Below are 23,208 nucleotides of genomic sequence, written 5' to 3' on the forward strand. Positions count from 1 at the left end.
GGCTCAGGAGGCCAGCCCGAACAGCTCGCGCAGCGCCTCGCGGTAGGCGCCCTGGCCGACGGCGTTGGTGTTGTGGTGCGAGCCGCCCTCCACCAGCAGCCAGCGCTTGGGCGACGCGGCGCGCTCGTACAGCGCCTTGCCGAGCGCGGGCGGGATCAGCCGGTCCTCGCTGCCGTGCACCACCAGCAGCGGCGAGCCGACACGGGCCACCTTGGCCTGGGCATCGAAGCGCTGCGTGATCAGCGGGCCCAGCGGCAGCCAGCCCCAGCGCATCTGCGAGAACACGTCGCGCACCGAGGTGAAGCTGCCCTCGACGATCAGCCCGGTCTCGTCGGGCACCTGGGCGGCCAGGTCGATCGCGATCGCGCCGCCCAGCGAATGGCCGAAGATGTAGCGCGGCGCGCCCGGGTGCCGCGCGGCGAGCCAGTCCCAGGCGGCGCGGGCGTCCTCGTAGGCCATCTGCTCGGACGGCAGCTCGCCCGGCGCGCTGCGGCCGAAGCCGCGGTAATCGATCGCCAGCACGTTGAAGCCCAGCTCCTGCATGCGCCGCACGCGGCGGGCGCTGCCGGTCACGTCCCAGCGCGCGCCGTGCAGGTAGAGCAGCACCGGCGCACCGGCCTGCGCGCCGTCGGGACGCGGATGCCACAGGCCGTGCAGCCGCACCAGCCGGCCGCTCGCGGCGGAGTCGAAGTCGATCCACACGTCGTCCATGCCCTCGGCGGCGGTCACGCCGCCGGCCCAGGGCGACGCGGCGGGCTGGAAGATCCAGCGGCGCTGCTGGGTGTCGAGCGAGGCGCAGCCGGCCGTCAGCAGCGCCAGGCCGAGCAGCAGGGCAACGAGGGCGGGCGCGGTGCCGGGGCGGCGTGCGGAGCGGGGCAGTGCGGGCATGGGCGACAGAGCGCCGCGCCGCGCAGAAGTTCAGCGGCCGCGCAGGAAGCGCTGGTCCAGCTCCTTCAGCGTGAGCTGGCGCCAGGTGGGGCGGCCGTGGTTGCACTGGTCGGCGCGCTCGGTGCGCTCCATGTCGCGCAGCAGCGCGTTCATCTCTTCGACGCTGAGGCGCCGGTTGGCGCGCACCGCGCCGTGGCAGGCCATGCTGGACAGCAGTTCGTGCTGCGCACGCTCGATCGCGTGGCTGGCGTCGTAGCGCGCCAGTTCGGCCAGCACCGACCGCGCCAGCGCCACCATGTCGCCGCCGGCCAGCGCGGCCGGGTGCGAGCGCAGCGCGAGCACGCTGGACGACAGCACCGTGAGGTCGAGGCCGAGCCGCGCCAGCGTCTCCACCTGCGCCTCGGCGGTGGCCACCTCGGCGGCGGTGGCCGGGAAGATGGCGGGGATCAGCAGCGGCTGCGATTCGATGCGCGCGCCGGCCAGGCCGGCCTTGAGCCGCTCGTAGACCACGCGCTCGTGCGCGGCGTGCATGTCGACGATGACCAGGCCGTCGCGGTTCTCGGCCAGGATGTACACGCCGCCCAGCTGAGCCAGCGCGCGGCCGAGCGGCCAGTCGTCACCGCCCTGCAGCGTCGGAGGCGGCACTGTCGGGGACGGCGCGCCACCGTCCGGCGCCGGATCGAGGTGCAGCAGCAGGTCGACCGATTCGCCGCTCGGTGCGGGCCAGGCCGGTCGGCGCTCGCTGACGCCTGCGCCCAGGCCCAGCCCGGCCTGCTCGGCCAGCGGGCTCCACACGGCCGGCCGGGTGGGCTCGAACAGCGCGGGACGGGTCTCGTCGGCACGCGGCAGCGCCAGCGCGTCCTCGGCGGCATGGCGCACCGCCTGGTGCACCTCGCGGCCGTCGCGGAAGCGCACCTCGATCTTGGTCGGGTGCACGTTCACGTCGACCCGCGAGGGCGCGATCTCGATGAACAGCACGTAGCTCGGCTGGCGCCCGCCGTGCAGCACGTCGGCGTAGGCGGTGCGCAGGCCGTGCGAGATGAGCCGGTCGCGCACGTGGCGGCCGTTGACGTAGACGTACTGCTCGTCGGCCCGGGCGCGCGCCGCATCGGGCAGGCCGATGCGGCCGCTGATGCGCAGGCCGGTGGGCTGGGCCGTGACCTCGCGGCTGTGCGCGATGAAGTCTTCGCCCAGCGCATCGCGGATGCGCTGCTCGAGCGGCGCGCGGCGCCACTGTGCCAGCAGCTTGCCCTCGTGCCAGACCGCGAAGCCCACGTCGGGCCGCGCCAGCGCGTGGCGGCGCACCGCCTCCAGGCAGTGGGCCAGCTCGGTGGCGTCGGTCTTCAGGAACTTGCGGCGTGCCGGCGTGCTGAAGAACAGCTCGCGCACCTCCACGCTGGTGCCCACGCCGCGCGCGGCGGGCACCAGCTCGCCGGAGCGGGCGTCGAGGCGCTGCGCATGGGGGGCGTCGGCGTGGCGGCTGGCGATCGACAGCTCCGACACCGCGGCGATGGCGGCCAGCGCCTCGCCGCGAAAGCCCATCGTCGACACGTTCTCCAGCTCGTCGAGCGAGGCGATCTTGCTGGTCGCGTGGCGCTTGAGCGCCAGCGGCAGCTCGCCGGCGGGGATGCCGATGCCGTCGTCCTCCACCAGGATGGCGCGCACGCCGCCGGCCATCAGCTTGACGACGATCTCGCGGGCGCCGGCGTCGAGGGCGTTGTCGACCAGCTCGCGCACCACCGAGGCCGGCCGCTCGACCACTTCGCCGGCGGCGATCTGGCTCACCAGTTCGTCGGGCAGCTCACGGATCTGCCGGCGCGGGCCGGCCGGGGACAACACGGCATTCATCGAGAAGATTGTAGAAGCGCGAAATCGGGTGTCGGCCTGTTATGGTCACGGGCACCGCCTCGATCGACCCTCGACTTCCTCTCGCGCATGCACGACCTCACGCTGATCGTCACGCTGGCCGGCGGGCTGGCCTTCGCCCTGCTGCTGGGCACGCTGACGCGCCGGCTCGGCCTGTCGACGCTGGTCGGCTACATGCTGGCGGGCATCGTGGTGGGCCCCAACACGCCAGGCTTCGTGGCCGACCAGTCGCTGGCCTCGCAGCTGTCGGAGATCGGCGTGATCCTGCTGATGTTCGGCGTGGGGCAGCACTTCCATCCGCAGGAACTGCTGCGCGTGTGGCGCCTCGCGGTGCCCGGTGCGGTGGCGCAGAGCCTGGTGGCTGGCGTGGCCGGCTGGGCCGCGGCGCGCGCCTTCGGCTGGTCGCATGCGGCCGGCGCGGTGTTCGGCATGTCGCTGGCGGTGGCGAGCACCGTGGTGCTGATGCGCATGCTGGTCGAGCGCGACCGCCTGAGCTCGCGCGACGGCCATGTGGCGGTGGGCTGGCTGATCGTCGAGGACCTGTTCACCGTCGCGGCGCTGGTGGTGCTGCCGGTGCTGGCGAGCGATTCCTCCGATGCGCAGAGCCTGGGCAGCGCGCTGCTGCTGGCGATGGCCAAGGTGGCCGCCTTCGTGGCGATCGTCATGCTGGTCGGCACCCGCGTGGTGGGCCGGCTGCTGGAGCGCGTGGCGGGCGCGCGCTCGGCCGAGCTGTTCACGCTCACGGTGTTCGTGGTGGCGCTGGGCGTCGCGGTGCTGGCGTCGGAGCTGTTCCACGTGTCGGTCGCGCTCGGGGCCTTCTTCGCCGGGCTGGTGGTCGGGCAGTCGCGCTTCGGGCCGCAGGCGGCGGCCGACATGGCGCCGTTCCGCGACGTCTTCACCGCGCTGTTCTTCGTGTCGGTGGGGATGCTGTTCAACCCGAACCTGGTGGTGCAGCAGCCGGCGCTCGTGCTCACCGCGCTGGGGGTCGTGCTGCTGCTCAAGCCGCTGGTGGCGGTGGTGATCGTGCTGCTGCTGCGCTCCGACTGGCGCACCGCCGCGACGGTGGGCGTGGGGCTGGCGCAGATCGGCGAGTTCTCCTTCATCCTGGCGAGCCTGGGGTTGAGCCTGGGCGTGATCCCCAAGGAGGCGCTGGACGTGCTGGTGGTGGCAGCCATCGTCTCGATCGCGCTCAACCCGGTGCTGTTCCGCTTGGTCGAGCACTGGCTGCCGAAGGAGCGCAGCGGCACACCGGAGGAGGAGGTGCCGCTCGCCTCCTCCTATGCGCCGGACGCGCCGGGTGCGGCGGTGGTGCTGGCCGGCTACCGCTCGCTCGGGCGGCGCGTGGTGCAGCGCTGCGCTGCGGCCGGCATCCCGCTGTGCGTGGTGCAACACGAGGCGAGCGAGGCGCTCGAGGGCCTGCCGTCGGGTGTGGCCCAGGTCTACGGCGACCCCGGGCGCCCCGACGTGCTGGCCGCCGCCGGCCTGGGCCAGGCGCACATGCTGGTGGTGGCCGACATGCCGCTGGTCGAGAAGATGCAGGTCTGCCGCGCGGCACGCCAGCTCAATCCGCGCGTGGAGATCGTCGGCGCGGCGATGAACGACGCCGAGGCCGCCTGGCTGCGCGACTTCGGCGCCGAGTTCGTGGTCGACGCACTGGACGAGCAGACCGAGCAGATCGCCCGCGCCATCCGCGCGCGGCTGTGAGCCGCCGCCGCCGTCACGGTCGCCCCGGATAATCGCGTCCCATGGAATTCATTGCCTACCTGATCGACTTCATCCTGCGCGTCGACGTGCACCTCGCGGCCTTCGTGCAGGCCTACGGGGCCTGGGTCTACGCGCTGCTGTTCCTGATCGTGTTCGTCGAGACCGGCGTCGTGGTGATGCCCTTCCTGCCCGGCGACTCGCTGCTGTTCGTGGTGGGCACGCTGTGCGGCGCCGGGCTGATGAGCCTGCCGCTGGCGATGGGGCTGCTGCTGGTGGCCGCGGTGCTGGGCGACCAGACCAACTACTCGATCGGGCGCTATTTCGGACCGAAGGTGTTCCAGTGGGAGAGTTCGCGCTTCTTCAACAAGCGCGCCTTCGACCAGGCCCACGCGTTCTACGAACGCTACGGCGGCATCACCATCGTGCTGGCGCGCTTCATGCCGTTCATCCGCACCTTCGCGCCCTTCGTGGCCGGCGTGGCCGCGATGAGCCGCGGCAAGTTCACCGCCTACAACGTGCTGGGGGCGGTGCTGTGGGTCTGCGGCCTGGTGCTGGCCGGCTACTGGTTCGGCAACATCCCGTGGGTGCAGCAGAACCTCAGCAAGATCATCTGGGCCATGATCATCATCCCCGGCGTGGTGGCGCTGTTCGGCGCCTGGCGCGCCAGCCGCGGCGAGGGCAAGGCGCAGACGGTCTGAGCCGGCCCCGCGCCGCGCCGCGCTACATGGAGCGGTTGCGCGCCAGCGGCGGGTTCTTCGCGAAGTAGCGCAGGATGCCGCTCAGCAGCGCCTCCACCAGCTGGGTCTGGTAGGCGGGGTCGCGCAGGCGCTTCTCCTCCTCGGGGTTGGAGATGAAGGCGGTCTCCACCAGGATGGACGGCACGTCGGGGGCCTTCAGCACCGCGAAGCCGGCCTGCTCGACGCGCGGCTTGTGCAGCCGGCCGACCTGGCCGATGCGGCCCAGCACCTCGCTGCCGAGCCGCAGGCTGTCGCGGATCTGCACGCTGGTGCTCATGTCGAGCAGGGCGCGCGTGACGGCAGCATCCTTGCTCTTGATGTTGGTGCCGCCCACCAGGTCGGCGGCGTTCTCCTTCTGCGCCATCCAGCGCGCCTCCACGCTGGTGGCGCCGCGCTCGCTGAGCGCGAACACCGAGGCGCCGCGCGCATGCGGCTTGATGAAGGCGTCGGCGTGGATGGAGATGAACAGGTCGGCCTGCACCCGGCGCGCCTTGCGCACGCGCTCGTTGAGAGGCACGAAGAAGTCGGCGTCGCGCGTCATCATCGCGCGCATGTTGGGTTGCTCGTTGATGCGGGCGCGCAGGCGCTGCGCCACCTGCAGCACCACGTCCTTCTCGCGCAGGCCGGTCGGGCCGATGGCGCCGGGGTCCTCGCCGCCGTGGCCGGGATCGAGCGCGACGATCACCAGCCGCTCGGCGATGCGCTTGGCCGCTGCGGCGCCCGCCGAGGGAGGCTCGCTGCCGGCCACCGGCGGCACCGGCAGCGGCCCGGTGGCGCTGGCGGCGGGCTTGTTGCCGTGCCCGCCCATCTGGCCGATGAAGTCGCCCAGTGCGTCGTTCACCGCCGAGGCGGCGCGGTCCGAGGGCTCGGCGGCGGCGCGGTCGGCGTAGACCTTCTCCTGCACCAGCGCGAGCAGCGGGTCGCGCTCGGCGGTCGGGTAGAGGTCGAACACCAGCCGGTGCCGGTAGGCGGCCACCGGATCGAGCGTGAAGACCTGCGGCGCGGTGGGCTGCTTCAGGTCGATCACCAGCCGCACCACGCGCGGCTGGTTCTGGCCGACGCGCACCCCGGAGATGAAGGGGTCGCCGGCCTTCACCTTGCCGACCACCTCGCGCAGCTCGGGGCTGAGTTCGAGGCCCTCGACGTCGATCACCACGCGCTGCGGGTTCTCGGCCATGAAGTGCTTCGCGGCGAGCGCGGTGTCGGACTCGATGGTCACGCGGGTGTAGTCGGCTGCCGGCCACACGCGCACTGCGACGATGCTGGCACCGAAGGCCAGCTCGCGCGTGCCGAGCAGCAGCACGACCGAGCCGGCGCGTTGCAGCAGTCGGCGTCGGGAGGGTTTCATCGCAGCAGCTCCCGGCCGCGCTCGGTGTAGGCCATCAGGGTCACGGCGCGTTGGTCGCCCTCCAGCGGCGCAAGTTCCACGCGCAGGTCGGGCACGGGCAGGGTTTCGCCGGCGTTCTGCGCCCACTCCACGAGCTTGAGGCCCGGGCCCGCGAAGATGTCGCGAAAGCCGGCGTCCTCCCACTCGCGCTCGTCACCGAAACGGTAGAAGTCGAAATGCCAGGCGGGCCCGGTGGCGAGTTCGTAGGGTTCGACCACGGCATAGCTCGGGCTCTTCACGCGGCCCGTGACGCCCAGCGCGCGCAGCAGGTGGCGGGTGAAGGTGGTCTTGCCGGCGCCGAGCGGCCCCTGCAGCTCGATGAAGGCGTCGCACAGTGCGGCATGGGCGGCCAGGGCGGACGCGCGTGCCGCGCAGGCGTCCTCGTCGGGCCAGTGTTCGTGTCGGGTTTCTAGAATCGGCGGATGCATCGAACGCAGGGCGTCCCGGACGAGCAGGCCGTGATGGCCGGGCTGCGCCGTGAGGCGCGCGAGCTCGGATTTTCACAGATCGGTGTGGCCGACGTGGACCTGCGCAGTGCCGAGCCCGGCCTGCTGGCCTGGCTGGCGCAGGGCTTCCACGGCAGCATGCACTACATGGCGCGGCACGGCCTGAAGCGCGCGCGGCCCGGCGAGCTGGTGCCGGGCACGGTGCGCGTGATCACCGCGCGCATGGACTACCTGCCGGCCGCGCTGCCCGAGGGCTGGCAGGCGATCGAGTTCGAGCGCCTGCGCCGGCCCGAGGCGGCGACCGTGTCGCTCTACGCCCGGGGCCGTGACTACCACAAGGTGCTGCGCGCGCGGCTGCAGACACTGGCCGATCGGCTGGGTGAGCAACTGGGCCCGTTCGGGCACCGCGTGTTCACCGACTCGGCGCCGGTGCTGGAGGTGGAGCTGGCCTCGCGCAGCGGCATCGGCTGGCGCGGCAAGCACACGCTGGCGCTGTCGCGCGAGGCCGGGTCGATGTTCTTCCTGGGCGAGATCTATGTCGACCTCGCGCTGCCGCTCACCAAGCCGGTGGACGCGCACTGCGGCAGCTGCCGTGCCTGCCTCGACGTGTGCCCGACGCAGGCGATCGTGGCCGAGCGGCGCGTCGACGCGCGGCGCTGCATCTCCTACCTCACGATCGAGCACGACGGGCCGATCCCCGTCGAGCTCCGCGCGCCCATGGGCAACCGCATCTATGGCTGCGACGACTGCCAGCTGGTATGCCCCTGGAACAAGTACGCCACGCGCGCCGTGCTGCCCGACTTCGACACCCGCGAGGTCTTCGAGGCGCCGACGCTGCTGGGGCTGTGGGCCTGGTCCGAGGCCGAGTTCCTGAAGCGCACCGAGGGCAGCGCGATCCGCCGCATCGGCCACGCGCGCTGGCAGCGCAACCTCGCGGTGGCCCTCGGCAACGCCTGGCGCGAGCAGGGCGACCCGGCGGTCGCGCAGGCGCTGCAGGTGGCGCGTGATGGTGCGAGCGAGCTGCTGCGCGAGCACATCGACTGGGCACTGGCGCAGCGCGCCTGAGCGGCTTCGCAGCCGGTGCGCGGGCGGACTCAGCCCACCGCGAGCCGCAGCGCGATCCACGCCGGCAGCGTGACCATGCCGAGCAGCGTCGACACGGTCACCAGCCCGGCGACGAAGGGGCCGTGGCCGCCCATGCGCACCGCCAGCACGTAGGCGCTCGACGCGGTGGGCATTGCAGCGAAGGCCACCAGCACCGTCAGTTCCAGCGGCGGCAATTGCCGCCACAGGCCGAAGCCGAGCGCGAAGGCCGGCAGCAGTGCATGGCGGATCGTCAACAGCGCGGTGGCCAGTTTCGGTGCGATCGTCAGCCCGCCCAGTTGCAGGCCGGCGCCGACCGCCATCAGGCCCAGCGGCAGCGCCGCGCTGCCGATCCGCTGCAGGGTGGTGCCGACCGCATCGGGAAACTGCAGCCCCAGCAGGTTCGCCACCAGGCCGCCCAAGGTGCTGAGGATCAGCGGGTTGCGCATCAGCTCGCGGCCGAGGTGGTGGCCGCCGTGGCGCGCCAGCGGCAGCACCGCGCCAGCGTTGCACAGCGGCACGCACACCGCCACCAGCACGGCCATCTGGGCCACGCCGGCCGCACCGCCCAGGCGCTCGGCCATCGCCAGCGCCACATAGGAGTTGAAGCGGAACGCCGTCTGCGCCCCGGAAGCGTGCAACATCGGGTCGACCCCAGGCCAGCGACCCAGCGCGTAGGCCAGCCCCATGCCCAGCACCACCGTGGCCACGCCACCGAGCGCGAGCGAGGCGGCATCGGCCGGATTCAGCGGGTTGCGAACGATCGATGTGAACAGCAGCACCGGGAAGAGCAGGTGGTAGACCAGCTTCTCCATCGATTCCCAGATCGGGCGGTTCAGCGTGGTGTAGCGGCAGACGAGGAAGCCGACCACGATCAGCAGGAAGTCGGGCAGCAGGAGCAGGATGTCGCGCATGTCGGAACCGGGGCAGGGGCTCCTAGGGTAACGGTTGACCCTGTGAGGGGTTTCCACAATCGGCGCTGGCAAATCGTGGGGGCACAGTCGACCGCATTGCCCATTTCTTCCAGGAGCGCTCAATGGTTTCGAGTTCGCGTCGCGTCGTGGTGGCCGCCTGCGGGGTGCTGGCGGCCCTCGCCCCGGTCACGATGGTGTTCGCCCAGGCCTACCCGAGCAAGCCGGTGCGGCTGATCGTGCCGTTCGCGCCGGGCGGCACCACCGACATCGTGGCCCGTGTCGTGGCCGAGAAGATGAACGGCCCGCTCGGGCAGACCGTGGTGGTCGAGAACAAGGCCGGCGGTGGCGGCATCATCGGTGCCAGCGAGATCACCAAGGCGGCGCCGGACGGCTACACGATCGGCATGGCCACGGTGTCCACCACGGCATCCAACCCGGCCATCAACCCGAAGACGCCGTACAACCCGCTGACCGACTTCACGTCGATCATCAACATCGCGGCGACACCGAACGTCATCGCGGTGCACCCCAGCTTTCCGGCCCGCGACTACAAGGGCTTTCTCGCCGAACTGAAGAAGAGCCCGGGCAAGTACAGCTTTGCGAGCTCGGGCACCGGCGGCATCGGCCACCTGCAGATGGAGCTGTACAAGAGCCTGTCGGGCACTTTCGTGACTCACATCCCGTACCGCGGCGCCGGCCCGGCGCTCAACGACACGGTGGCGGGCCAGGTGCCGATGATCTTCGACAACCTGCCGTCGGCGCTGCCCTTCATCAAGGACGGCCGGCTGATCGCGATCGTGGTGGCCGCGCCCGAGCGCCTGGCGGTGCTGCCGAACGTGCCGACCTTCAAGGAGGTGGGCCTGGAGCCGGTGAACCGCATGGCCTACTACGGCTTCCACGGACCCAAGGGCATGCCGCGGGACGTGGTCGACAAGATCGCCGCCGCGACCAAGAAGACGCTCGAGGACCCGTCGGTGCGCAAGCGCATCGAGGACACCGGTTCGCTGATCGTGGCGAACACGCCGGAGCAGTTCACCGCCCAGACGCAGGCCGAGTTCGAGGTCTACAAGAAGGTGGTCGAGCAGCAGAAGCTGAAACTCGATTGAGGTTGCCCACCCCCGTTGCGGCTGCGCCGCTCCCCCTCCAGGGGGCGACGCTGGTGGCCCGGCGGAGCCGGAGCCACGGCGTCTGCTGGGGTCTGCCGGGCGCGTGAGTCCAGGGGGTGGTCCAGTTTTTGGGCACACTGAGGCGGATGCCTGACGACGAGCCGCCACCTCTGCCTGCCGCCAGTGCCGCGGCGATCGACGCCTTTCTCGAGGCGCTGTGGGTCGAGGACGGGCTGTCGGACAACACCCTGGCCGCCTACCGGCGCGACCTGACGCTGTATGCGCGCTGGCTGGGCCACGCCAGCGGCAAGCCGCTCGACGGCAGCGGCGAGGCCGACCTGCGTGCCTACGCGCTGGAGCGGCACGCCGGCACGCGTGCGACCAGTGCGAACCGCCGGCTCACCGTCTTCAAGCGCTATTTCCGCTGGGCGCTGCGCGAGCACCGACTGAGCGTCGATCCGACCCTGAAGCTGCTGGCCGCAAAGCAGCCGCTGCGGTTGCCCAAGACCCTGAGCGAGGCCCAGGTGGAGGCGTTGCTGGAGGCGCCGGACGTCGACACGCCGCTCGGCCTGCGCGACCGGGCGATGCTGGAGATCCTGTACGCCAGTGGCCTGCGCGTCAGCGAACTGGTCATGCTGAAGAGCGTGAACGTGGGGTATTCGGAGGCGGCCCTACGCGTCACCGGCAAGGGCAGCAAGGAGCGGCTGGTGCCGTTCGGCGAGGAGGCGCACGGCTGGCTGATGCGCTACCTGGCCGAGGCGCGCGCGGCCATCCTGGGCGGCCAGGCGAGCGACGCGCTGTTCGTCACCGCACGCGGCGGCCCGATGACGCGGCAGGCGTTCTGGCAGCTGATCAAGCGGCATGCGGGCGCCGCCGGCATCCAGGTGCCACTGTCGCCGCACACGCTGCGGCATGCCTTCGCCACGCACCTGCTCAACCACGGCGCCGACCTGCGTGCGGTGCAGATGCTGCTGGGCCATGCCGACATCTCCACCACGACCATCTACACGCACGTGGCGCGCGAGCGTCTCAAGCAGTTGCACGCACAGCACCACCCGCGCGGCTGAACACGGGCCGCAGGAGCGGCCGACTACCATCGGGGCCTTGAAGCACCGCCTCCTGCCTCCCGTCGGCTGGCTGCACGAACTGCGCCGGCGCACCCGCGTGCTGAGCCTGGTGAAGATGGCGGGCACCACGCTCGGCATCACGCTGTTCTTCATCGCCTACTTCTGGGTGATGCGGCACACGCCGCAGGCGATCACGACGATGCCGCTGATCGCGATGGACGACTGGGTGGACTTCCAGCCCGCCGCGCTGCCGCTGTACGCGTCGCTGTGGTTCTACGTGTCGATCGCCCCGGCGCTGCTGGACGACGCGCGCGAGGTGCGCACCTATGCGCTGTCGGCGCTGCTGCTGAGCCTGGTCGGGCTGGCGATCTTCTGGTTCTGGCCGAGCAAGGTGCCCGAGTTCGACATCGACTGGGCCCGCCATGAGGCGGTGGCCTTCCTGAAATCGGCCGACGTGGCCGGCAACGCCTGCCCGTCGCTGCACGCGGCGTTCGCGGTGTACACCGCGGTGTGGTTCGAGCGCGTGTTCCGCCAGACCTCGGCCGGCCTGGTGATGCGCGGCCTGAACGCGCTCTGGTGCGTGGGCATCCTGTACGCCACGCTGGCGATCCGGCAGCACGTGGCGCTGGACATGCTGGCCGGCAGCGCGCTGGGCGGGCTGGTCGGCTGGCTGGGTCTGCGCTCGCTGGCGCACCGGCCGCTCGTCCGCCCTGCGGCGGGTGCCCCGGCGCCGCGCACGGGCGAGACCTGAGGCGCGGGCCTGGGACAATCGGGCCATGGATCACAGCTTCGTCTCCGCCTTCGTCCTGCTGCTGCTGGTGCTCGACCCCTTCGGCAGCCTGCCGATCTTCATCTCGGTGCTGAAGGGCGTGCCGCCCGAGCGGCGCACCCGCGTGGCGGTGCGAGAGGTGCTGATCGCCTTCTGCGTGCTGCTGGCCTTCATGTTCGCGGGGCAGGGCTTTCTGAACCTGATGCACCTGTCGGAGCGCTCGCTCGAGGTGGCCGGCGGCGTGATCCTGCTGATCATCGCGATCCGCATGATCTTCACCTCGGGCTCGCAGATCTACGCGTCCGACGGGGGGGCGCGCGAGCCCTTCATCTTCCCGCTCGCGGTGCCGCTGCTGGCCGGGCCGTCGGCGATGGCCACGGTGCTGCTGCTGGCCTCGCGGCAGCCGCAGCAGCTGATGCAATGGGTGGGTGCGGTCAGCGCGGCGATGCTGGTGTGCGGCGCGGTGATGCTGGCGGCCGACCGCATCCGCAAGCTGCTCGGACACTCGATGGTGTCGGCGATCGAGAAGCTGATGGGCCTGGTGCTGACCGCGGTGGCGGTGGAGATGATCCTCGCGGGGTTGAAGCGCTACTTCTTTGACAGCCTTTGAGCTGCCTCATCCGCTCAGGTAGGCCAGCTCCTCGGCGCTGAAGCCCGCCGCTGTGCGGGCCGCCAGGTTGAAGGGCGGACGCGGGCGCGGCGCCTCGTAGCGCGCCGCGAGTTCGGGGTAGAGCGCCACCGGGTCCAGCCCTTCGCGGTCGCACAGCCAGCGGTACCAGCGGTTGCCGATCGCGACGTGGCCGATCTCGTCGCGCAGGATGATCGCGAGGATCTCCACCGCGCGCGCGTCGCCGGCTGCGGCGAACTTGCGCTGCAGCGGCGGGGTGGCGTCGAGCCCGCGGGCCTCCAGCGTGCGCGGCACCAGCGCCATGCGGGCGATGGGATCGTGGGCGGTGCGCTCGGTCATGATCCACAGGCCGTCGTGGGCGGGGAAGTCGCCGTAGTCGTGGCCCAGGCTCACCAGGTGCTCGCGCAGCAGCGAGAAGTGCAGGGCCTCCTCGCCGGCGACCTGCAGCCAGTCGCGGTAGTAGGCCGCCGGCAGGCCCGGGAAGCGCCAGAGGGCGTCGAGCGCGAGGTTGATCGCGTTGAACTCGATGTGCGCGATGGCGTGCAGCAGGGCGGCACGGCCCTCGGGGCTGGCCATCGAGCGTTGCGGCACTCGCAGTGCCGGCAGCAGCACCGGCCGCGCGGGCCGGCCGGGCAGGGGACCCGCGGGCTGGAGCGTGGCCTCGGTGTCGAGCGCCAGCGCATCGCGCCGGGCCAGCAGTGCGCGTGCCGCGGAAGCCTTGGCCAGTGGATCGCATTCCTGCAGCAGCGTCAGCGCTTGGCTTCGCAGTTCAAGGGCCGGCTCGCCGGCGCGGGGCAGGTCGGGATGCATCCGTAAAATTATCACTTTGCCGGAGTCGCCCATGGCCCTGTACCAGCTCGATGATCGTGTGCCGCAGGTGCACGCGACGGCCTACGTGGCCGAGAGCGCCGAGCTGATCGGCAGCGTGGAGATCGGCGAAGGCGCCAGCGTGTGGTCGCAGGTCACGATGCGCGGCGACAACGAGCCGATCGTCATCGGCCGCCACTCCAATGTGCAGGAAGGCAGCGTGCTGCACACCGACCCGGGCTGTCCGCTGGTGGTGGGCGAGGGCGTCACCGTGGGGCACCAGGCGATGCTGCACGGCTGCACCGTCGGCGACGGTGCCTTGATCGGCATCCAGGCGGTGGTGCTCAACCGCGCGAAGATCGGCCGCAACTGCCTGGTCGGTGCCGGCGCGCTGGTCACCGAGGGCAAGGAGTTCGAGGACGGCATGCTGATCCTCGGCAGCCCCGCCAAGGCGGTGCGCCCCTTGAGCGAGGAGGACATCGCACGCATGCGGCGCGGCACCCAGACCTATGTGGAGCGGGGCCAGCGCTTCAAGGCCACGTTGAAGCGCGTGGATTGAGCCCCATATGCAACCAGGTCAACAGGCGAGCCGAGCGCCGGGCCGCCCCAAGCCGGCTCGCGTCCCCTCGGGGGACCGACCGGTGTATTCACCGGGTGAGGGGTGGTCCAGTGATGAGCAATCAAGTCAACAGGCGAGCCGAGCGCCGGGCCGCCCCAAGCCGGCTCGCGTCCCCTCGGGGGACCGACCGGTGTATTCACCGGGCGAGGGGTGGTCATGAGCGAACTCCATAAATTCATCTTCGAGGGCCTGCCGGTGCGCGGCATGCTGGTGCGGTTGACCGGCGCGTGGACCGAACTGCTGGCACGCCGCGGGGCAGAGCGGGCGCATCCGGCGCCGGTGCGCACGCTGCTGGGCGAGATGGCGGCCGCCGGTGTGCTGATGCAGGCCAGCATCAGGTTCAACGGCGCACTGGTGCTGCAGATTTCGGGCGACGGGCCGGTGAAGCTGGCGGTGGCCGAGGTGCAGCCCGACCTGGCGTTTCGGGCCACGGCCACGGTGGTCGGCGAGGTGCCGGCCGGCGCGCGGCTGGAGGCGCTGGTCAACGTGGGCGGGCGCGGCCATTGCGCGATCACGCTGGACCCCAAGGACCGCTTCCCGGGCCAGCAGCCCTACCAGGGCGTGGTGCCGCTGCACGGCGACCGGCGCGAGCCGCTGCAGCTGCTGTCGGAGGTGCTGGAGCACTACATGCTGCAGTCGGAGCAGCTCGACACCAAGCTCGTGCTGGCGGCGAACGACGACGTGGCCGCCGGCCTGCTGATCCAGCGCCTGCCGGTCGAGGGCGAGGGCAACCTCGGCGCGCGCAACGAGGACGAGATCGGCCTCAACGAGGCCTACAACCGCATCGCCCACCTCAGTGCGACGCTGACGCGCGAGGAGTTGCTGACGCTGGACGCCGACACCCTGCTGCGGCGGCTGTTCTGGGAGGAGACCGTGCGCCGCTTCGAGCCGCTGGCCGGCGAGCACGGGCCGCGCTTCGCCTGCAGCTGCTCGCGGGAGCGCGTGGCGCGTATGCTGCGCGGCCTGGGGCGCGAGGAGTTCGACGGCCTGATCGCCGAGCGCGGGCTGGCCGAGGTGGGCTGCGAGTTCTGTGGCGCCCAGTACCACTTCGATGCGGTCGACGGCGGCGAGGTCTTCACGGCCCCGCGCGACCAGCCGCCGGCCTCGCGCGCCGTTCAGTAGCGAGGGCCGTCCGCACGATCGTGAAACGCCGATGAACGGCCGGATTCCGGCCTGTTCTGGTGCCGGTTCCCGGGACAGCGCCCCGCCGCGGTGCTACAGTGCACCTCGAAATTTGGTCCTTCCCGTCCCCTTTTCTGGTTCTGTTGAACAAGCAAAGGCGGGTCGCAATCCGCCAACCGGTCCAGCCGTGTCGCGGAAGGTTTTTCAACCAGCCAACGTCCTGGATACCAGGGTGAAAGGTGAGCGAAGATGATGCAGCAGTACCGGTCGAACTCGTACCTGTTCGGGGGCAACGCGCCCTACGTCGAGGAACTGTACGAGTCCTATCTCGACAACCCGGGCTCGGTCCCCGAGAAATGGCGCGCCTACTTCGACGCGCTCCAGCACGTACCGGCCACCGACGGCTCCGAATCCCGCGACGTGGCGCATGCGCCGGTCGTCGAATCCTTCGCGCAGCGCGCCAAGGCCAACGCTTTCGCCGTCAAGGCCAGCGCCGCCGAACTGGCGGTCGCGCGCAAGCAGGTGCACGTGCAGTCGCTGATCGCAGCCTACCGCACGCTGGGCGCCCGCTGGGCCGACCTCGATCCGCTCAAGCGCACCGAGCGCCCCAAGATTCCCGAGCTGGAGCCGGCGTTCTACGACCTGAGCGAGTCCGACATGGACATCACGTTCAGCGCCACGAACACCTACTTCACCACCGCCGAACAGCAGACGCTGCGCGAGATCCTGCAGGCGCTGCGCGAGACCTACTGCGGCTCCATCGGCGCCGAGTTCATGCACATCACCGAGCCGGTCGAGAAGCGCTGGTGGCAGCAGCGGCTCGAAAGCGTGCGGGCCAAGCCGAGCTTCTCCGCGGCGCAGAAGACCCACATCCTCGATCGGCTGACCGCCTCCGAGGGCCTGGAGCGCTATCTGCACACCAAGTACGTCGGCCAGAAGCGCTTCTCGCTCGAGGGCGGCGAGAGCTTCATCGCCTCGATGGACGAGGTGGTGCAGCGTGGCGGCGAGCGCGGCGTCCAGGAGATCGTGATCGGCATGGCCCACCGCGGCCGCCTCAACGTGCTGGTCAACACGCTGGGCAAGATGCCCAAGGACCTGTTCGCCGAGTTCGACCACACCGCCAAGGAAGAACTGCCCGCGGGTGATGTGAAGTACCACCAGGGCTTCTCGAGCGACGTGACCACGCCGGGCGGCCCGGTCCACCTGAGCCTGTCGTTCAACCCCTCGCACCTGGAGATCGTGAACCCGGTGGTGGAAGGTTCGGTCAAGGCGCGACTCGACCGACGTGGCGACAAGGAAGGCGACACGGTGCTGCCGGTGCTGGTGCACGGCGACGCGGCCTTCGCCGGACAGGGCGTCGTGATGGAGACGCTGGCGCTGGCGCAGACGCGTGGCTACTACACCGGTGGCACGGTGCACCTGGTCATCAACAACCAGATCGGCTTCACCACCAGCGACCCGCGCGACTCGCGTTCCACGCTGTACTGCACCGACGTGGTCAAGATGATCGAGGCGCCGGTGCTGCACGTGAACGGCGACGATCCCGAGGCCGTGGTGCTGTGCACCCAGCTCGCGCTCGACTACCGGCAGGAGTTCAACAAGGATGTCGTCGTCGACATCATCTGCTTCCGCAAGCTGGGTCACAACGAGCAGGACACGCCGTCGCTGACCCAGCCGCTGATGTACAAGAAGATCGCGGCCCATCCCGGCACGCGCAAGCTGTACGCCGACAAGCTGGTGGCCCAGGGCACGCTGAAGCCCGACGAGCCCGACGCGATGGTGAAGGCCTTCCGTGCCGCGATGGACGCCGGCAAGCACACGGTCGACCCGGTGCTGACCAACTACAAGAGCAAGTACGCGGTCGACTGGACGCCCTACCTGAACCGCAAGTGGACCGACGCGGCCGACACCGCGCTGCCGCTGGCCGAGATCAAGCGTCTGGCCGAGCGCATCACGACCATCCCGAAGGGCTTCAAGGTCCATCCGCTGGTCGAGAAGGTGCTCGCCGACCGTGCGGCGATGGGCCGCGGCGAGATCAACGTCGACTGGGGCATGGGCGAGCACCTCGCCTACGCCTCGCTGGTGGCGAGCGGTTATCCGGTGCGCCTGTCCGGCGAGGACTGCGGCCGCGGCACCTTCACCCACCGCCATGCGGTGCTGCACGACCAGAACCGCGAGAAGTGGGACGAGGGTACCTGGACGCCGCTGCAGCACGTGGCCGATGGCCAGGCGCCGTTCGTCGTGATCGACTCCATCCTGTCGGAGGAGGCGGTGCTCGGCTTCGAGTATGGCTACGCCTCGGCCGACCCGACCACGCTGACGATCTGGGAAGCGCAGTTCGGCGACTTCGTCAACGGCGCGCAGGTCGTGATCGACCAGTTCATCGCCTCCGGCGAGGTGAAGTGGGGCCGCGCGAACGGCCTCACGCTGCTGCTGCCGCACGGCTACGAAGGGCAGGGACCGGAGCACAGCTCGGCGCGCCTCGAGCGCTTCATGCAGCTGGCGGCGGACAACAACATGCAGGTCTGCCAGCCGACCTCGGCCAGCCAGATCTTCCATCTGCTGCGTCGCCAGCAGGTGCGCATGTTCCGCAAGCCGCTGGTGGTGATGACGCCGAAGTCGCTGCTGCGCAACAAGGACGCGGCGTCGCCGCTGTCGGAGTTCACCCGCGGCGAGTTCCGCACGGTGATCCCCGAGCAGAACGCCGACATCGACGCGGCCAAGGTCAAGCGCGTGATCGCGTGCTCGGGCAAGGTCTACTACGACCTGGTGAAGCGTCGCGACGAGAAGAAAAGCACCGACGTGGTGATCCTGCGCGTGGAGCAGCTCTATCCCTTCCCGCACAAGGCCTTCGCGACCGAACTGAAGAAGTACCCGAACGCGACCGACGTGGTGTGGTGTCAGGACGAGCCTCAGAACCAGGGCGCGTGGTTCTTCGTGCAGCACTACGTGCACGAGAACATGCTGGAGGGGCAGAAGCTCGGCTACGCCGGCCGACCGGCCTCGGCCTCGCCGGCCGTCGGCTACGCGCACCTGCACCAGGAGCAACTCAAGGCCCTGCTGGACCAGGCCTACGGCAAGCTCAAGGGATTCGTCCTGTCCAAGTGACGTCATCGCGGACGCGTGCGCGGCCATGAACCGCGGCCTTCGACCGGCTTCCGCGCCGGTCGGAGCTGCCGGATCCGCGCGATGCGTCATCCAAACAACGAAGAAAGCATTCCATGGCCATCATTGAAGTCAAAGTCCCCCAGCTGAGCGAGTCCGTTGCCGAAGCGACGCTGCTGCAGTGGAAGAAGAAGCCCGGCGAAGCCGTGGCGATCGACGAGATCCTGATCGAGATCGAGACCGACAAGGTCGTGCTCGAGGTGCCGGCACCGGCCGCCGGCGTGCTGGCGCAACTGGTCAAGAACGACGGCGAGAGCTGCGTCAGCGACGAGGTGATCGCGAAGATCGATACCGAGGGCAAGGAAGCGGTCAGCCCGCTCGAGGTCAAGCCGGTGCCCGACGTCAAGCCGGCGCCCGGCGCCGCGTCCGGTCCGGCCGGCGCGAAGAGCGACGTGGCGATGCCCGCGGCCGCGAAGCTGCTGGCCGAGAACCAGCTGGGTGCGGGCCAGGTGGCCGGTAGCGGCAAGGATGGTCGCGTGACCAAGGGCGACGTGCAGACGGCGCTGCAGGCCGGCGTCAAGGCCGCGGCGCCCGCCGTCGCTGCCCCGGCAGCGGCTGCCGTCTCGGTGCCGGTCGCGCCATCCGTCGCCAAGGCGCTGCCCGCCGTCACGGTGCCGGCCGCGCTGAACTTGGGCGACCGCCCCGAGCAGCGCGTGCCGATGTCGCGCCTGCGGGCCCGCGTGGCCGAGCGGCTGCTGCAGTCGCAGGCGACCAACGCCATCCTGACCACCTTCAACGAGGTCAACATGGCCCCGGTGATGGAGATGCGCAAGCGCTTCCAGGAGAAGTTCGAGAAGGAACACGGCGTCAAGATCGGCTTCATGAGCTTCTTCGTGAAGGCCGCGGTCGCGGCGCTCAAGCGCTACCCGGTCATCAACGCCAGCGTGGACGGCAACGACATCGTCTACCACGGCTACTTCGACATCGGCATCGCGGTGGGCTCGCCGCGCGGCCTGGTGGTGCCGATCCTGCGCAACGCCGACCAGATGAGCTTCGCCGACATCGAGAAGAAGATCGCCGAATTCGGCCAGAAGGCCCGCGACGGCAAGCTGTCGCTCGAAGACCTGACCGGCGGCACCTTCTCCATCTCCAACGGTGGCACCTTCGGCTCGATGCTGAGCACGCCCATCATCAATCCGCCGCAGAGCGCCATCCTGGGCGTGCATGCGACGAAGGACCGGGCGGTGGTCGAGAACGGCCAGATCGTGATCCGGCCGATGAACTACCTGGCGATGTCGTACGACCATCGCATCATCGACGGCCGCGAGGCGGTCCTGGGCCTGGTGGCGATGAAGGAAGCGCTGGAAGACCCGGCGCGCCTGCTGTTCGATATCTGATCGTCTCGAGACCGGTTCCCGACTGACGAGCATGGCCTGGATCTACCTCGCGCTGGCGGGCCTGTTCGAGATCGGGTGGCCGGTCGGTTTCAAGCTGTCGCAGCAACCGGCCTACAAGGTCTGGGGCATTGCCGCTGCCGTACTGTCGATGGGGCTGTCAGGCTGGCTGCTGTGGCTGGCCCAGCGCGAGATCCCCATCGGCACGGCCTACGCGGTCTGGACCGGCATCGGCGGCGCAGGCACCTTCCTGATCGGGGTGCTGTTCTTCGGCGACTCGGCGTCGCTGGCGCGGTACCTCGGCGTGGCACTGATCGTCGGTGGCGTCATCACACTCAAGCTCGCCCACTGAACGCGGCGAGCCTTTCGGAGCATTCTCATGAGCAAGACTTTCGATGTCGTCGTGATCGGCGGCGGCCCGGGCGGCTACATCGCGGCCATCCGTGCGGCGCAGCTGGGTTTCAACACCGCCTGCATCGACGAGTGGAAGAACGACAAGGGCGGTCCGGCACCCGGCGGTACCTGCACGAACGTCGGCTGCATCCCGTCGAAGGCGCTGCTGCAGTCGAGCGAGCACTTCGAACACGCCGGCCATGCGTTCGCCGACCACGGCATCGGACTGAAAGACCTGAGCATCGACGTCGCGAAGATGCTGGGGCGCAAGGACACCGTCGTGAAGCAGAACAACGACGGCATCCTCTATCTGTTCAAGAAGAACAAGGTCGCCTTCTTCCACGGCCGCGGCTCGTTCGTGAAGGCCGGTGACGGTGGCTACGAGATCAAGGTCAGCGGCGCCACCGAGGACACGCTGATCGGCAAGGACATCATCATCGCCACCGGTTCGAGTGCGCGCGCGCTGCCGGGTGCACCGTTCGACGAGGAGAGCATCCTCAGCAACGACGGAGCGCTGCGCATCCCGTCGGTGCCGGCGAAGCTGGGCGTGATCGGCTCGGGCGTGATCGGCCTCGAGATGGGCTCGGTGTGGCGCCGCCTGGGCGCCGAGGTGACGGTGCTGGAAGCGCTGCCGACCTTCCTGGGCGCGGTCGACGAACAGATCGCCAAGGAAGCCCAGAAGGCCTTCATGAGGCAGCGCCTGAAGATCGAGCTGGGCGTGAAGATCAGCGAAGTCAAGAAGGACAAGAAGGGCGTCAGCGTCAGTTACACCAGCGCCAAGGGCGATGCCAAGACGTTGGAGGTCGACAAGCTGATCGTGTCGATCGGCCGCGTGCCCAACACCACCGGCCTGAACGCCGAAGCGGTGGGGCTGAAGCTCGACGAGCGCGGCGCGATCGTGGTCGACGACGACTGCCGCACCAACTTGCCGAAGGTGTGGGCCATCGGCGACGTGGTGCGCGGCCCGATGCTTGCCCACAAGGCGGAAGAAGAGGGTGTGGCGGTCGCGGAGCGCATTGCCGGCCAGCATGGACACGTCAACTTCAACACCATCCCCTGGGTCATTTACACCAGCCCGGAGATCGCCTGGGTCGGCCAGACCGAGCAGCAGCTCAAGGCGGCCGGCCGCGCCTACAAGGCCGGAACCTTCCCGTTCCTGGCCAATGGCCGTGCGCGTGCGCTCGGCGACACGACCGGCATGGTGAAGTTCCTGGCGGACGCTGCGACCGACGAGATCCTCGGCGTGCACATCGTCGGGCCGATGGCCAGCGAACTGATCGCCGAGGCGGTGGTGGCGATGGAGTTCAAGGCCAGTGCCGAGGACATTGCCCGCATCTGCCACGCGCATCCGTCGCTGTCGGAAGCGACCAAGGAGGCCGCCCTGGCCGTGGACAAGCGCACGCTGAACTTCTGAACGGCGCGGGCCGACAGCCATGACGGTCCGCCAACTGTTCGGTGAGACGCTTTCCGAGCGCGGCTACCGGGCCGACGACGCGCAGTTGCGTGCGCTCGACGCGCTGGAGCGCTGCGAGAACGAGTGGATCGACTACAAGGCACGCCGCAGCAATGCGGTGAGCAAGCTGCTGCGCCGGCCGCCGATTCCGCGCGGCGTCTACATGTACGGTGGCGTCGGGCGAGGCAAGAGCTTCCTGATGGACTGCTTCTTCCAGTCGGTGCCGCTGGTGCGCAAGACGCGGCTGCACTTCCACGAGTTCATGCGCGAGGTGCATCGCGAACTGCAGGAGCTCAAGGGCACGGCCGACCCGCTGGACGAACTGGGCAGCCGGATCGCGCGGCGTTTCCGGTTGATCTGCTTCGACGAATTCCACGTCGCCGACGTGACCGACGCGATGATCCTGCACCGCCTGCTGGCGGCACTGTTCGCCAACCGCGTCAGCATCGTCACGACGTCCAACTTCCACCCCGACGCGCTCTATCCCAACGGCCTGCATCGCGACCGGATCCTGCCGGCGATCGAACTGCTCAAGGACAGGCTGGAGGTGATCAATGTCGACGCCGGGGTCGACTACCGCCAGCGCACGCTGGAGGGGGTGGCGCTCTACCACACACCGCTCGGACCGGAGGCCGACGGAGCGCTGACCGAGACCTTCGAGCGCCTCGCCGAGGCCAAGGACGAGGATCCGGTGCTGAACATCGAGCAGCGGACGATCCGTGCGCGCCGGCGCGCCGGGGGGGTGGTGTGGTTCGACTTCAAGACCCTGTGCGGCGGCCCGCGCTCACAGAACGACTACCTCGAACTGGCCTCGCAGTTCCACACCGTGCTGCTGTCCGACGTGCCCGAGATGCCGCCCCGGCTGGCGTCCGAGGCGCGGCGCTTCACCTGGCTGGTCGACGTGCTCTACGATCGGCGCGTGAAACTCGTGATGTCCGCCGCCGTGCCGCCCGAACAGCTCTACACCGACGGGCCGCTGGCTCATGAATTCCCGCGCACCGTGTCTCGCTTGACCGAGATGCAGTCGGCCGAGTTTCTGGCGCTGTCGCGGCGAGAAGTCGATACGAGCTTGACGTGATGAGGGCACAGCTCGCCGGCTTCCTGGTCTCCTGCACCGTCGCCCTGGCAGCGATCGGCGCGGCATTGCCTTCGCGGGGCGAGACAGGGGATTCGGACAAGGCGCAGCGAGAGCGCCTGTCCGCCGAGCGCCGGCAAGTCGAGCGCGATTTCGCGGAGCAGGAGCGCGAGTGCGCGCAGCGCTTTCTCGTGACGGCTTGTGTCGACACCGCCAAGACGCAGCGCCGAGATGCGCTGAAGCGCCTGAGCACGCGCGAGGCGGCGCTTGACGACGCGGAACGGACGCGGCGGGCTGCGGCCCGTCAGCAGCGCATCGATGCGAAGCAGGCACGCCAGGCGCGTGACCGCGAGGAGCGCGCATCGGCGCCGCGGATCCCCTTCGAGCCCGCCAGCGCGGCGATCCGTGCGCCGACGCGCGCGGCAACGCATACGCCTGCGCCCGCGCGGCCCCTCGATCCCGCCCAGCGGCGCGCCGACGAGCAGCGCTCGCGCGCTGAATACGAGAACCGGCAGAGCCAGGTCAAGGCGCGGCAGGAGGCCGCGGCGCAGCGGGCCGCATCGCGCAAGCCGCCCGCTGCACCGCTGCCGCCGGTCGAGAGTGCGTCGGCGCCCTGAGTGACAGCGGGGCTGCGCCCGCAGGCAG

General features: G+C 70.1%; 21 protein-coding genes. 15 read left to right on the forward strand and 6 right to left on the reverse strand.

Annotation, left to right across the window (positions count from 1 at the left end):
- Positions 1 to 3: 3 nt before the first annotated feature.
- The gene (locus C1M51_RS17580; protein ID WP_207207775.1) at positions 4 to 888 is read right to left on the reverse strand and encodes an alpha/beta hydrolase; all 885 of its coding nucleotides are present in this window, start codon (positions 886 to 888) and stop codon (positions 4 to 6) included.
- Positions 889 to 918: 30 nt separating this feature from the next.
- A complete protein-coding gene (gene mutL, locus C1M51_RS17585; RefSeq protein ID WP_129451823.1) occupies positions 919 to 2,736 on the reverse strand; it encodes a DNA mismatch repair endonuclease MutL in 1,818 nt (605 codons plus the stop codon).
- A gap of 87 nt (positions 2,737 to 2,823) precedes the next feature.
- Here mutL and C1M51_RS17590 point away from each other — a divergent pair, with 87 nt between their 5' ends.
- Positions 2,824 to 4,458: a cation:proton antiporter gene (locus C1M51_RS17590; protein WP_129451825.1), complete on the forward strand. Its 1,635-nt coding sequence runs from the start codon at positions 2,824 to 2,826 to the stop codon at positions 4,456 to 4,458.
- 41 nt (positions 4,459 to 4,499) lie between these two features.
- On the forward strand, positions 4,500 to 5,156 hold the full coding sequence (locus C1M51_RS17595; protein ID WP_129451827.1) for a DedA family protein: 657 nt from the start codon (positions 4,500 to 4,502) through the stop codon (positions 5,154 to 5,156).
- A gap of 22 nt (positions 5,157 to 5,178) precedes the next feature.
- Here C1M51_RS17595 and C1M51_RS17600 read toward each other — a convergent pair whose 3' ends face one another.
- On the reverse strand, positions 5,179 to 6,543 hold the full coding sequence (locus tag C1M51_RS17600; RefSeq protein ID WP_129451829.1) for an N-acetylmuramoyl-L-alanine amidase: 1,365 nt from the start codon (positions 6,541 to 6,543) through the stop codon (positions 5,179 to 5,181).
- Positions 6,540 to 7,010 (reverse strand): tRNA (adenosine(37)-N6)-threonylcarbamoyltransferase complex ATPase subunit type 1 TsaE, encoded by a 471-nt coding sequence (gene tsaE / locus C1M51_RS17605; protein WP_129451831.1) that lies wholly within the window; start codon positions 7,008 to 7,010, stop codon positions 6,540 to 6,542. Before tsaE ends, C1M51_RS17600 begins: the two co-directional genes overlap by 4 nt.
- A gap of 33 nt (positions 7,011 to 7,043) precedes the next feature.
- Here tsaE and queG point away from each other — a divergent pair, with 33 nt between their 5' ends.
- Positions 7,044 to 8,093 (forward strand): tRNA epoxyqueuosine(34) reductase QueG, encoded by a 1,050-nt coding sequence (gene queG / locus C1M51_RS17610; protein ID WP_207207849.1) that lies wholly within the window; start codon positions 7,044 to 7,046, stop codon positions 8,091 to 8,093.
- A gap of 29 nt (positions 8,094 to 8,122) precedes the next feature.
- Here the strand turns inward: queG and C1M51_RS17615 are convergent, their stop codons facing one another.
- Complete coding sequence (locus C1M51_RS17615) at positions 8,123 to 9,025, reverse strand: AEC family transporter (RefSeq protein WP_011829619.1); 903 nt, start codon at positions 9,023 to 9,025, stop codon at positions 8,123 to 8,125.
- Positions 9,026 to 9,216: 191 nt separating this feature from the next.
- On the opposite strand from C1M51_RS17615, the gene C1M51_RS17620 reads away from it, so the two are divergent.
- From C1M51_RS17620 to C1M51_RS17635, 4 genes are all read left to right on the forward strand, one after another.
- Positions 9,217 to 10,131 carry a tripartite tricarboxylate transporter substrate binding protein BugE gene (locus tag C1M51_RS17620; RefSeq protein ID WP_129452260.1) on the forward strand — a complete coding sequence of 305 codons (915 nt, stop codon included), beginning with the start codon at positions 9,217 to 9,219 and terminating at the stop codon, positions 10,129 to 10,131.
- 146 nt (positions 10,132 to 10,277) lie between these two features.
- On the forward strand, positions 10,278 to 11,198 hold the full coding sequence (gene xerD, locus C1M51_RS17625; RefSeq protein WP_129451833.1) for a site-specific tyrosine recombinase XerD: 921 nt from the start codon (positions 10,278 to 10,280) through the stop codon (positions 11,196 to 11,198).
- Positions 11,199 to 11,235: 37 nt separating this feature from the next.
- A complete protein-coding gene (locus C1M51_RS17630; protein WP_129451835.1) occupies positions 11,236 to 11,949 on the forward strand; it encodes a phosphatase PAP2 family protein in 714 nt (237 codons plus the stop codon).
- 25 nt (positions 11,950 to 11,974) lie between these two features.
- Entirely contained in the window at positions 11,975 to 12,577 is a 603-nt protein-coding gene (locus C1M51_RS17635; protein ID WP_011829615.1) for a MarC family protein, read from the forward strand.
- A 6-nt stretch (positions 12,578 to 12,583) separates the two neighbouring features.
- Here the strand turns inward: C1M51_RS17635 and C1M51_RS17640 are convergent, their stop codons facing one another.
- Positions 12,584 to 13,405 (reverse strand): ferritin-like domain-containing protein, encoded by an 822-nt coding sequence (locus C1M51_RS17640; protein WP_129451837.1) that lies wholly within the window; start codon positions 13,403 to 13,405, stop codon positions 12,584 to 12,586.
- Positions 13,406 to 13,436: 31 nt separating this feature from the next.
- Between C1M51_RS17640 and C1M51_RS17645 the strand changes: the two genes are divergently transcribed.
- From C1M51_RS17645 to C1M51_RS17680, 8 genes are all read left to right on the forward strand, one after another.
- Positions 13,437 to 13,961: a gamma carbonic anhydrase family protein gene (locus C1M51_RS17645; RefSeq protein ID WP_129451839.1), complete on the forward strand. Its 525-nt coding sequence runs from the start codon at positions 13,437 to 13,439 to the stop codon at positions 13,959 to 13,961.
- Positions 13,962 to 14,177: 216 nt separating this feature from the next.
- The gene (locus tag C1M51_RS17650; protein WP_129451841.1) at positions 14,178 to 15,143 is read left to right on the forward strand and encodes an Hsp33 family molecular chaperone HslO; all 966 of its coding nucleotides are present in this window, start codon (positions 14,178 to 14,180) and stop codon (positions 15,141 to 15,143) included.
- Between the two features lie 249 nt (positions 15,144 to 15,392).
- Entirely contained in the window at positions 15,393 to 18,251 is a 2,859-nt protein-coding gene (locus C1M51_RS17655; protein ID WP_011829608.1) for a 2-oxoglutarate dehydrogenase E1 component, read from the forward strand.
- Positions 18,252 to 18,364: 113 nt separating this feature from the next.
- On the forward strand, positions 18,365 to 19,645 hold the full coding sequence (gene odhB, locus C1M51_RS17660) for a 2-oxoglutarate dehydrogenase complex dihydrolipoyllysine-residue succinyltransferase (RefSeq protein ID WP_129451843.1): 1,281 nt from the start codon (positions 18,365 to 18,367) through the stop codon (positions 19,643 to 19,645).
- 31 nt (positions 19,646 to 19,676) lie between these two features.
- Positions 19,677 to 19,994 carry a multidrug efflux SMR transporter gene (locus tag C1M51_RS17665; protein ID WP_011829606.1) on the forward strand — a complete coding sequence of 106 codons (318 nt, stop codon included), beginning with the start codon at positions 19,677 to 19,679 and terminating at the stop codon, positions 19,992 to 19,994.
- 27 nt (positions 19,995 to 20,021) lie between these two features.
- The gene (gene lpdA / locus C1M51_RS17670) at positions 20,022 to 21,449 is read left to right on the forward strand and encodes a dihydrolipoyl dehydrogenase (RefSeq protein ID WP_036231538.1); all 1,428 of its coding nucleotides are present in this window, start codon (positions 20,022 to 20,024) and stop codon (positions 21,447 to 21,449) included.
- Positions 21,450 to 21,468: 19 nt separating this feature from the next.
- Entirely contained in the window at positions 21,469 to 22,566 is a 1,098-nt protein-coding gene (zapE, locus tag C1M51_RS17675) for a cell division protein ZapE (protein WP_129451845.1), read from the forward strand.
- The gene (locus C1M51_RS17680) at positions 22,566 to 23,180 is read left to right on the forward strand and encodes a hypothetical protein (protein WP_129451846.1); all 615 of its coding nucleotides are present in this window, start codon (positions 22,566 to 22,568) and stop codon (positions 23,178 to 23,180) included. The genes zapE and C1M51_RS17680 overlap by 1 nt, the downstream gene beginning before the upstream one ends.
- The last annotated feature ends 28 nt before the right edge of the window (positions 23,181 to 23,208 follow it).

It is taken from the genome of Methylibium sp. Pch-M (genome assembly GCF_004136295.1).
Classification (GTDB): domain Bacteria; phylum Pseudomonadota; class Gammaproteobacteria; order Burkholderiales; family Burkholderiaceae_C; genus Methylibium; species Methylibium petroleiphilum.

Excerpts from the sequence above, each read along its gene's own strand:
- C1M51_RS17635 (WP_011829615.1), top strand. The coding sequence starts at position 11,975 with ATGGATCACAGCTTCGTCTCCGCCTTCGTCCTGCTGCTGCTGGTGCTC.
- C1M51_RS17620 (WP_129452260.1), top strand. The coding sequence starts at position 9,217 with ATGGTGTTCGCCCAGGCCTACCCGAGCAAGCCGGTGCGGCTGATCGTG.
- C1M51_RS17665 (WP_011829606.1), top strand. The coding sequence starts at position 19,677 with ATGGCCTGGATCTACCTCGCGCTGGCGGGCCTGTTCGAGATCGGGTGG.
- lpdA (WP_036231538.1), top strand. The coding sequence starts at position 20,022 with ATGAGCAAGACTTTCGATGTCGTCGTGATCGGCGGCGGCCCGGGCGGC.
- C1M51_RS17590 (WP_129451825.1), top strand. The coding sequence starts at position 2,824 with ATGCACGACCTCACGCTGATCGTCACGCTGGCCGGCGGGCTGGCCTTC.
- zapE (WP_129451845.1), top strand. The coding sequence starts at position 21,469 with ATGACGGTCCGCCAACTGTTCGGTGAGACGCTTTCCGAGCGCGGCTAC.
- xerD (WP_129451833.1), top strand. The coding sequence starts at position 10,278 with ATGCCTGACGACGAGCCGCCACCTCTGCCTGCCGCCAGTGCCGCGGCG.
- tsaE (WP_129451831.1), bottom strand. The coding sequence starts at position 7,010 with ATGCATCCGCCGATTCTAGAAACCCGACACGAACACTGGCCCGACGAG.
- C1M51_RS17650 (WP_129451841.1), top strand. The coding sequence starts at position 14,178 with ATGAGCGAACTCCATAAATTCATCTTCGAGGGCCTGCCGGTGCGCGGC.
- queG (WP_207207849.1), top strand. The coding sequence starts at position 7,044 with ATGGCCGGGCTGCGCCGTGAGGCGCGCGAGCTCGGATTTTCACAGATC.
- odhB (WP_129451843.1), top strand. The coding sequence starts at position 18,365 with ATGGCCATCATTGAAGTCAAAGTCCCCCAGCTGAGCGAGTCCGTTGCC.
- C1M51_RS17580 (WP_207207775.1), bottom strand. The coding sequence starts at position 888 with ATGCCCGCACTGCCCCGCTCCGCACGCCGCCCCGGCACCGCGCCCGCC.
- C1M51_RS17680 (WP_129451846.1), top strand. The coding sequence starts at position 22,566 with ATGAGGGCACAGCTCGCCGGCTTCCTGGTCTCCTGCACCGTCGCCCTG.
- C1M51_RS17600 (WP_129451829.1), bottom strand. The coding sequence starts at position 6,543 with ATGAAACCCTCCCGACGCCGACTGCTGCAACGCGCCGGCTCGGTCGTG.
- C1M51_RS17595 (WP_129451827.1), top strand. The coding sequence starts at position 4,500 with ATGGAATTCATTGCCTACCTGATCGACTTCATCCTGCGCGTCGACGTG.
- C1M51_RS17615 (WP_011829619.1), bottom strand. The coding sequence starts at position 9,025 with ATGCGCGACATCCTGCTCCTGCTGCCCGACTTCCTGCTGATCGTGGTC.
- C1M51_RS17640 (WP_129451837.1), bottom strand. The coding sequence starts at position 13,405 with ATGCATCCCGACCTGCCCCGCGCCGGCGAGCCGGCCCTTGAACTGCGA.
- C1M51_RS17655 (WP_011829608.1), top strand. The coding sequence starts at position 15,393 with ATGATGCAGCAGTACCGGTCGAACTCGTACCTGTTCGGGGGCAACGCG.
- mutL (WP_129451823.1), bottom strand. The coding sequence starts at position 2,736 with ATGAATGCCGTGTTGTCCCCGGCCGGCCCGCGCCGGCAGATCCGTGAG.
- C1M51_RS17645 (WP_129451839.1), top strand. The coding sequence starts at position 13,437 with ATGGCCCTGTACCAGCTCGATGATCGTGTGCCGCAGGTGCACGCGACG.